General features: G+C 56.2%; 8 protein-coding genes and 2 tRNA genes. 6 read left to right on the top strand and 4 right to left on the bottom strand.

Translation table 11 applies throughout. The annotated features are described in order from the left end of the window. The 4 genes from AC0TOF_RS03910 to AC0TOF_RS03895 form a co-directional block, all read left to right on the top strand. A partial coding sequence (locus tag AC0TOF_RS03910; RefSeq protein WP_473767292.1) for an ATP-binding protein occupies positions 1–502 on the top strand: 502 nt, incomplete at its 5' end. 507 nt (positions 503–1009) lie between these two features. Next, a tRNA-Pro gene (locus tag AC0TOF_RS03905) sits at positions 1010–1086 on the top strand. A 152-nt stretch (positions 1087–1238) separates the two neighbouring features. Continuing rightward, complete coding sequence (locus tag AC0TOF_RS03900) at positions 1239–1544, top strand: ETC complex I subunit (protein ID WP_114215733.1); 306 nt, start codon at positions 1239–1241, stop codon at positions 1542–1544. A 113-nt stretch (positions 1545–1657) separates the two neighbouring features. Further along, a tRNA-Arg gene (locus tag AC0TOF_RS03895) sits at positions 1658–1734 on the top strand. Between the two features lie 133 nt (positions 1735–1867). On the opposite strand, the gene AC0TOF_RS03890 is transcribed toward AC0TOF_RS03895, so the two are convergent. Then, entirely contained in the window at positions 1868–2371 is a 504-nt protein-coding gene (locus AC0TOF_RS03890; protein WP_473767291.1) for an SH3 domain-containing protein, read from the bottom strand. Positions 2372–2511: 140 nt separating this feature from the next. Continuing rightward, entirely contained in the window at positions 2512–2760 is a 249-nt protein-coding gene (locus AC0TOF_RS03885; protein WP_122003481.1) for a YMGG-like glycine zipper-containing protein, read from the bottom strand. Positions 2761–3168: 408 nt separating this feature from the next. Between AC0TOF_RS03885 and AC0TOF_RS03880 the strand changes: the two genes are divergently transcribed. Beyond that, positions 3169–3507, top strand: coding sequence for an RcnB family protein (locus tag AC0TOF_RS03880; RefSeq protein WP_473767290.1), 339 nt, complete (start codon positions 3169–3171; stop codon positions 3505–3507). A gap of 57 nt (positions 3508–3564) precedes the next feature. On the opposite strand, the gene AC0TOF_RS03875 is transcribed toward AC0TOF_RS03880, so the two are convergent. After that, positions 3565–4542, bottom strand: coding sequence for a transporter substrate-binding domain-containing protein (locus tag AC0TOF_RS03875; protein WP_473767289.1), 978 nt, complete (start codon positions 4540–4542; stop codon positions 3565–3567). A 349-nt stretch (positions 4543–4891) separates the two neighbouring features. On the opposite strand from AC0TOF_RS03875, the gene AC0TOF_RS03870 reads away from it, so the two are divergent. After that, entirely contained in the window at positions 4892–6826 is a 1935-nt protein-coding gene (locus AC0TOF_RS03870; protein WP_473767288.1) for an AI-2E family transporter, read from the top strand. A gap of 99 nt (positions 6827–6925) precedes the next feature. Here the strand turns inward: AC0TOF_RS03870 and AC0TOF_RS03865 are convergent, their stop codons facing one another. Beyond that, positions 6926–8095 (bottom strand): cystathionine beta-lyase, encoded by a 1170-nt coding sequence (locus AC0TOF_RS03865; RefSeq protein WP_122003477.1) that lies wholly within the window; start codon positions 8093–8095, stop codon positions 6926–6928. Positions 8096–8206 lie beyond the last annotated feature (111 nt).

Here is an 8206-nt window from a genome sequence, read left to right as displayed (position 1 = left end):
CATCGTTCTGGTCGGTGGCCCCGGCACGGGCAAGGCACATATTGCTACCGCGATAGGTGTTCAGGCCATCGAGCATCACCACAAACGGGTTCGGTTCTTCTCAACGGTCGAGCTGGTCAACGCGCTGGAACAGGAAAAGGCGCAAGGACGGTCTGGGCAGATCGCCAATCGCCTTGTCCACTCCGATCTCGTGATCCTTGATGAGCTTGGATACCTGCCGTCCAGCGCGTCTGGCGGTGCGACGCTCTTCCACCTGCTCAGCAAACTCTACGAGCGAACCAGCGTCATCATCACGACGAACCTCAGCTTCAGCGAATGGGCCAGCGTCTTCGGTGATGCCAAGATGACCACGGCATTGCTTGATCGGCTTATCCACCATTGCCACATCCTTGAAACCGGAAACGACAGCTTCCGCTTCAAGAACAGCTCTGCGCACGACACTAAAACGACAAAGGAGAAAACGAAGAACTTGACCATGGCCGCAGACCCGAAGCATACCTAACAGGCGGGGTTTTTGTGTTTCCGGGACAATCGTCAGAATGCCAGCCAGATCACTCTTGACGTCCGTCTCCACTTTACCCTCAACCGGCGCCAGCACGATCTTGTCGACCTGCGAACGCAAAATGTCGGCCGCCTCATCCGCGTTTCTTCCTCTTCGTACCGCAAGGCTTCGTAGAGCTGCTGGAAACACGCATCGCGCGGCTGGAACTTCAGAACGGTGATGTGCATGACAGAATGACGCGCATGGAAGTCGCCTTGCAGAATATAGTGATCAATCGGGATCGTGTTGCCAGGTTCGTTGATAGCAGGGAGTAGCGGAATGGATAGCCGCGATGACTTCGCCTCGCACGTCCATTGCCCTCTGGAACGATCAAGGAACATCGGTGGGACATTTCGCAGCATCCTGTCCTGCTGTATGCCGTTCATTCCACTTTTTTGGAAAAGTTTGAAAATAGCTCTTGCCTTAAGAATGCGAATTCTCTAGGGAACTCAACGTCCGAAAGGGCCACGGAGCGTAGCGCAGTCTGGTAGCGCACCTGATTTGGGATCAGGGGGTCGCAGGTTCGAATCCTGCCGCTCCGACCATTTTCCCCAAAATCTGAATTGATCAGTATAAGACGGTTGGGCATCGCCTGTAGCGTGCGTCTTTATCGCGTTGACATGCATTCCTGTGTAAACTATTGGCTTGGTTGATTTCAGCTCCCGTGGGAGCAAGAGAGTAGTTCAGGGTTCTTCAAATGGTTGCACGTATTTACCGTCCAGCTAAGACTGCCATGCAGTCCGGTCAGGCCAAGACAGATCAGTGGCTTCTGGAATATGAGCCGGAAAGCCCGCGTATGGTCGAGCCTTTGATGGGCTACACTTCTTCCGGCGATATGAAGAGCCAGATTCGTCTGTTCTTTGCGACTCAGGAAGAAGCCGTCGATTATGCAAAGCGCAATGGTATCGCATATCGCGTCTTCGAGCCGAACGAACCGAAGCGCCGCAAGGTTTCCTATTCGGACAATTTCCGTTTCGACCGGACAATGCCCTGGACGCACTGATTGCCTGTTTAGCCTGACACTTGTTTCAGGCCGGGCAATGCGATAATTCAGTAAGGCTTTGCCTTCAAAGCCTTGCATTCATCGAAATATCTTCGATTTTTATCGAGAGATCAGGTCCCGTAGCTCAGTTGGATAGAGCGTCAGCCTTCTAAGCTGAATGTCGCAGGTTCGAATCCTGCCGGGATCGCCACCATTTTCAATGAGCTGGTTCCTGTTGGTGCAGTGCACTGCCAGTCAATTGAAGCCCGAAGCTTAATGCAATGACAGCACGCCGCGAGGTGGCTCTTTTCGCGGCGTTTGCTGTCTCTACCCGAATTGTCTGTTTACTGCCCGTGCGGGCCGTCTGGTCCGCGCTGCCTCAGGTAAACACGCGGACCGTGATTGCCATGCCAGCGAGGACGGTCGCGCCAGTCGCGGCGATTCCAGTGCCTGTTCCGGTAATAGCGACGGTCGCGATACCAGTAGTCATCACGGTCATTGAGTGCAGAGCCTATGGCTACGCCTGCAATAAGCGGAATGCCGATCAGCGCGGCGGTGCGCCCGAAATCATCGGAGTAACCGCCGGATGTCCCCTCCCGGAATGCCAGATAACGCGACGAAGCCCAACCAAAGTTCGGACCATAGCTGACCTGGCACCAGCCGTAACCCGACGTGCAGCCGCGCACCGTCACTGGCGCACCGGTCGGGATGGAGCCCACCGTCGCATAGCGCGTGCCGGGACCGGTGCGGATATTGAGATTGGTGGTGGATATGGCGTCAGCCGCCTGCGCTGCCGCCGCCGCACATAGGCCCAGCGCGACAAGGGCGACTTTGAGAACAAGCTTCATCGGAATTCTCCTCAACCGTCTCGATTGCGTATAGAACGACATCAGCGGTCAAAGGTTCCAATAAGGGCAGGCAGCGCGAAGATGTTGGAACGCAAAAGCGCCGGAAAACCGGCGCTTTCGATAAATGTTGAATTGCAGGACTATCGCTTGCAGCGAGCCACATAAATGCGGCCATGGCGATCGCGATACTCGCAATTGCCGTTGCGCAGTTCACGCACCAGCAGGCCGCCGAGCGCGCCCGCACCAGCGCCGATCAATGCTCCGCGCCCGCCACCGGCAATGCCGCCGATGATGGCGCCAGCGCCCGTGCCGATGGAAAGATCCTTTTCCGTGGTGGTGCAGCCCGTTATGGCGAGCAGGGCAACTAACCCAAGTGCTACTTTCCGCATTCTTGTCTCCTCCTGAGAAAATATCAGATCAAGCTTAAACGATTGACTTCATGTTCCGTTGCTTTGGAACCGGCGGGCCGATGCGAAAAAGTTCACGGATCGACCCTGCATCAGTGGCGGCGGTGCCGCAGGATGACCGCGATGGCCAGTGCGGCCAGCCCGAACGCGATAACGCCCTGCAGAATGAAAACCCAGTTCATCATGATCCAGTCCTCTGACACTTGCCCCTTTTTCGGGGTGCGCGCGATTTGACTTCTACCTAGCGCATTTCGGGCAAATGGGAAACGCAAGATCGCGCTTTCGTTCCAGGTCTATGAAATCATTAAACTTATTTAATGGTCCCATTCACTTGGCATTCACATTGGCGGGCGCATTGTCCTCCCATCGAATATAACAAAGGAAGCCGATATGAAGCGGATCGTTATTGCTCTCACCGCCCTTTCAGTTCTCGTCGCACCAGCCGCGATGGCACAGCCTTATCCGTCGCATCACGGCAAGCCGTCTCACAGCCAGATGCACAAGGGCGGCCCGAAATATGATGCGCGCAAGTATGACAACCGCCGTCACCACAGCTGGAAGAAGGGTAACCGCCTTCCACCCAACTATCGGGGTCACGTGGTGAACAACTATTCGCGCTACAAGCTGCGCCAGCCGCCACGCGGTTATCATTGGGTCAAGGTCAACAACGACTACCTGCTGATCGGCATCGCAACCGGCATCATTTCGTCCATCGTCGGGGGACGGTAAAAATCCTCTGCGGGAATTAAAAGGCGGCCTATGGTCGCCTTTTTTGCGTCCGTGTCATCAATTCTCGGGGCCGAAATATTTGGCTTTCATCTTGGCGATTTCCTCATTCTCATGGGCGCTGATGATCGCCACGCTCGCTGGCTTGACAAGCTCGCTCTGACGCGGGAAGCCAAAGCCGTACTTGTCCGGGCTGAACACATTGCCGACGAGTTCGACAGGCTGGTCGGCATGCTGATGGGTATAATAGTCCAGGACCGGACCATCACCGACGATTGCCGCAATTTCGTTATTCACGAGTGCCGCGACGGCGTCAGGCATGTGGTCGAAAGGCACGGTCGCGATGGAGCGTGATTTCATAAACTGCTCAGCGACACTGCCGGCACGCACGCCGACGGATTTCCCTTGCAGGTCCGACAGGCTGGAAATGCTGTTGTCGATATGGGCCACGGTCATGACGCTGGTAATCGACGAGGTCACGTAGGCGATAATCGCAATGCCGAAAACCATCCAGAAAGTCTGCCAGATACGTCCCACCCAACCGAACAGGTTTTTGCGCGAGGTTTTGCCCGACGTGGCGATGGAAACCACGTGATAGAAACTCTCCGCCAGCCCCTCGCGCCAGCGCTTCGGAAAGCCTTCGTCGAAACGCCGGTCAAAAATCGTCAGCACCACGGTGGCGGCGATGAGGATGAACAGTATCCATGCATAGGTCGCCAGATGCCCGGCATTATCAAGGCGATTGATGAGGTCGTCCCAGCCGCTGGCCGCCTGGGTGTGGATCATGATGCGCAAGCCGGCATCGAACCATGGATGCGTGAAATCGATGATTTCTGCCCGGCTCTCCGTGATCGTGAGATTGGTGACGGCGGCTTCGACCTTGCCTTCGGAAACAGCTTTCACCAGCTCCCCATAGTTGGGATATTCCACATATTGCGAAGCAAGATTCATGCGCGTGGCGATATCGTGCCAGATGTCGATAGCCATGCCGGAGTAGGAATCGCCCTCCTTGTTGACGAAAGGCTCGCTGACATACACGCCGACCTGAACAGGCCTTGGCGTTTGTTGGGCGTGTGCAAATGAAGAGGTTGCTACCAAAAGTAGAGTAAGCAGAACTTTCCATAAGTGGCGACTAAATAATCTCGTTGCTGGCTTTAACGACACGGCGTCCCCCATAATTCCCTGTAGATGCTCCAATCTGAAAGATTTCTGTATTTAATTTATATTAACATTTACTTCCATTTGGGCCAATTAATTTCTAATAATATTATTATTAGTATCTGCTAATTAAATTTATTATATGCTCCCTTGATCTATGGAACCGAACGCTCCTTTTTCAGTTACCGGCTGACAAGCCGAAACTCATAAAGCGGCAAATGAGGGGTTCATGGAGAGTATGGACAGTCCGGATTCTGCAGTTCGTCCGATCACGTCGGCGCCACCGCGTCTGCCCACACTGGCTGCAATGGCGGTCGCTGTCGCCATTCTCTACTTTGCAAAGGATGTGTTTCTGCCACTGGCCATTGCGGTGCTGCTGACATTCGCGCTGGCGCCGATTGTCGCCTTTCTGCGCCGGGCTGGGCTTCCGCGTCTGTTCGCGGTGATTGCCAGCGTGGCGGGCGGCTTCCTGATCGTAGCCATATTCAGTGCCGTGATTGCCTTTCAGGTTTCCGAAGTCGCGCAGAATGTTACATTCTATCAGTACAACATCATCGAAAAGATCAGGACGCTCAAGGAAGCGGGGTCCGACAACAGTTTCTTCGACAGGCTGAACAGCTTTGCCGAGCGCATCGGCACGGAAATCAACAGGCCTGAGCAGAAAACGCAGACGCTGCCTTCCGATCAGCCTGAGGAAAAGCCCCTCCTTGTCCAGATATTCGCGCCGCGCCATCCGGTGGAAACATTGAGGAGCATCATCGAACCGCTCGTTGGACCGCTGGCGACGACGGGTCTCGTCGTTGTGGTGGTGATTTTCATGCTGCTCGAAAGGGAGGAACTGCGGGACCGCTTCATAAGGCTTGTGGGCTATGGCGATCTTCACCGCACGACCGAAGCCTTGCAGGATGCGGGAAAGCGTGTCGGCCAGTATCTGCTGACCCAGCTTGTGGTGAATATCACCTACGGCGTGCCGCTCGCCTTTGGTCTGTGGGTTCTGGGCATTCCCAATGCGGCCCTGTGGGGAATGCTGGCGATTGTTTTGCGGTTCGTTCCCTATATTGGTCCAGTGATCGCGGCGATCCTGCCGCTGTTCCTTGCCTTTGCCGTGGCGCCGGGTTGGAACCTGCTCCTGTGGACGATCGGACTCTTCGTCGTCATCGAGCTTCTTATAAATAACGTGGTCGAGCCGTGGCTTTATGGCTCGCGCACTGGTCTTTCGCCGCTTGCGATCATCGTGTCGGCCATTTTCTGGACGTGGCTCTGGGGTCCGGTCGGGCTCGTCCTGTCGACGCCACTCACGGTCTGCCTCGTGGTGCTTGGGCGTCACGTTCCGAAATTCGAGTTTCTGGAAATCCTGTTCGGCAACGAGCCGGTGCTTGACCCGAAGGAACGTCTTTATCAGCGCCTCTTGGCAGGCGACCCCGATGAAGCCACCGACAACGCCGAGGAAATGCTGGAGCAGAAATATCTGGTCGAATTCTATGGTTCGGTCGCGGTTCCAGCACTTCTGATGGCAGAACGTGACCGGCTTCGCGGCGTGCTCACCGAGCAGCAGTTGCAGATCGTTACCGAAAGCACGAAAACGCTGGTGGCCAATCTGGAGCAGATTGCCAGCGAGGAGGAGGGCGATGACGAAGAGATCGCGATTGAAAATCCCGATGGTGATGGCAGTAAAGCCGGTCTGGAGTTGCCCTCCGGCGCAGGGCGGTCGCTTCTGACCTTCGGCGGCAGGAGAAGGCTCGACGACACGGCTGCGGCCATGCTGGCGCAGGTGCTTGCCGTGCAAGGAGCATCGGCAGAGGCTCTCGCGCATGATGCACTCGCGCCCGCCAGGCTGAAAGCGCTCGATATTTCCGGCAGGGATACACTGATACTCTGTTTTCTGGATCGGCAGGCGGCACGCCATGCCCGGTTTGCGGTGCGCCGTCTGCGACGGCTGCAACCCGCTGTGAGGATTGGCGTGGTGTTGTGGCACGAGCCGAACGAAGCACGCTCTGTCGACAGGGAGGCGTTGCTGGAAGAGGTGCAGGCGGATTTCGTAGCCTGCACCATGATAGAGGCCGTTATGGAAGGGCTTTCTGAAACGACGCCCAAGCCACTGAAAAAAGCTAAGAAGCCGGTTTCTCCGCGGTCACGCAAGGTGACTGCTGCAAAACCGGCTTAGAGCATTTCCAGCAAAAGTGCGAAGCGGTTTTGCGTTCGGAAATGCGTAAAAACAAAAGCTTGGAGCAGTTCCAAAGGCTCCGTTTTAACCGGAACCGCTTTAGATTGCTGCAAAGCCTTTTTCGAGATCGGCAATGAGGTCCGGCACGTCTTCCAGACCGATCTGCAGTCGGATCACGGGTCCCGCATAGTTCCCCTTGGCTACGGTTCGGTCATCGAGACGGACATGAAGGGCAAGGCTTTCATAGCCGCCCCAGGAATAGCCAAGGCCAAAGATCTCAAGCGCATCGAGGAAGGCATGGGCTTCCTTCTGCCCGCCGCTGGCCAGCACGATGGAGAAAATGCCGGAGGAGCCGGAAAAATCCCGCTTCCAGATTTCATGTCCCGGATGGCTTTCCAGAGCCGGATGCAGAACGCGGTCAACCGCCGGGTGGCCTTCAAGCCAGCGCGCGATTTCCAGTGCGTTCTTGCGGTGCTGCTCCAGCCGCACGCCCATCGTGCGCATGCCGCGCAGGATCTGGTAGGTATCGTCAGCCGACGTGCACAGTCCAAGCGTTCCGTGCGTTTCGAGAAGCTGCGGCCAGCATTTCTCATTGGCCGATACTGTACCGAACAGAATGTCGGAATGGCCGGACGGATATTTGGTCGAGGCATGGATGGAAATATCCACCCCGAAATCGAGCGCCTTGAAGTAAAGCGGGGTGGCCCATGTATTGTCCATCATGACGATGGCGCCGCCCTTGTGCGCCTCTTCGGCGATGGCTGGAATATCCTGCATCTCGAACGTGTTGGACGCAGGCGATTCTGTGAACACGACCTTGGTGTTCGCACGCATCAGCTTCGCGATGCCGGAGCCGATCTCCGGATCGTAATATTCGACATCCACGCCCATGCGCTTGAGGATCGTATCGGCAAAATGGCGGGTCGGATTGTAGATCGAATCGACAAACAGCGCATGATCGCCCGGCGACAGGAAAGCGAGAAGCGGAACCGTGACGGCGGCAAGCCCGGATGGGACGCAGACCGTGCCCGCCGAACCTTCCAGCGCGTCGATTGCCTTGCAAAGCGCATCGCTGGTTGGCGTGCCGCGAGTGCCGTAGGTATATTTCTGATTGCCGGTCGCCATTGTTTCCGCATCGGGGAAAAGCACGGTGGAGGCGCGGACCACGGGTGGGTTGACGAAGCCATGATAGTCGCGCGGCTGATAACCGTCGTGGGTGAGCCGCGTGTTTATACCCAGCTTCTCTGTCTTGCCCTGCTGCTTAGTCACGAAAATGCCTCCAGACCATGTTGCATGCTATCCCGCTGATTCTCGCCGGGCACATCGAGGTCGCCTGCGGCAAAAAGATCTGCGATTCCGTTTGCGGCGGAAACTTTGAAT

This window comes from Ochrobactrum sp. PL_is501 (assembly GCF_055816895.1).
This window is presented reverse-complemented; position numbering and strand designations above follow the sequence as displayed.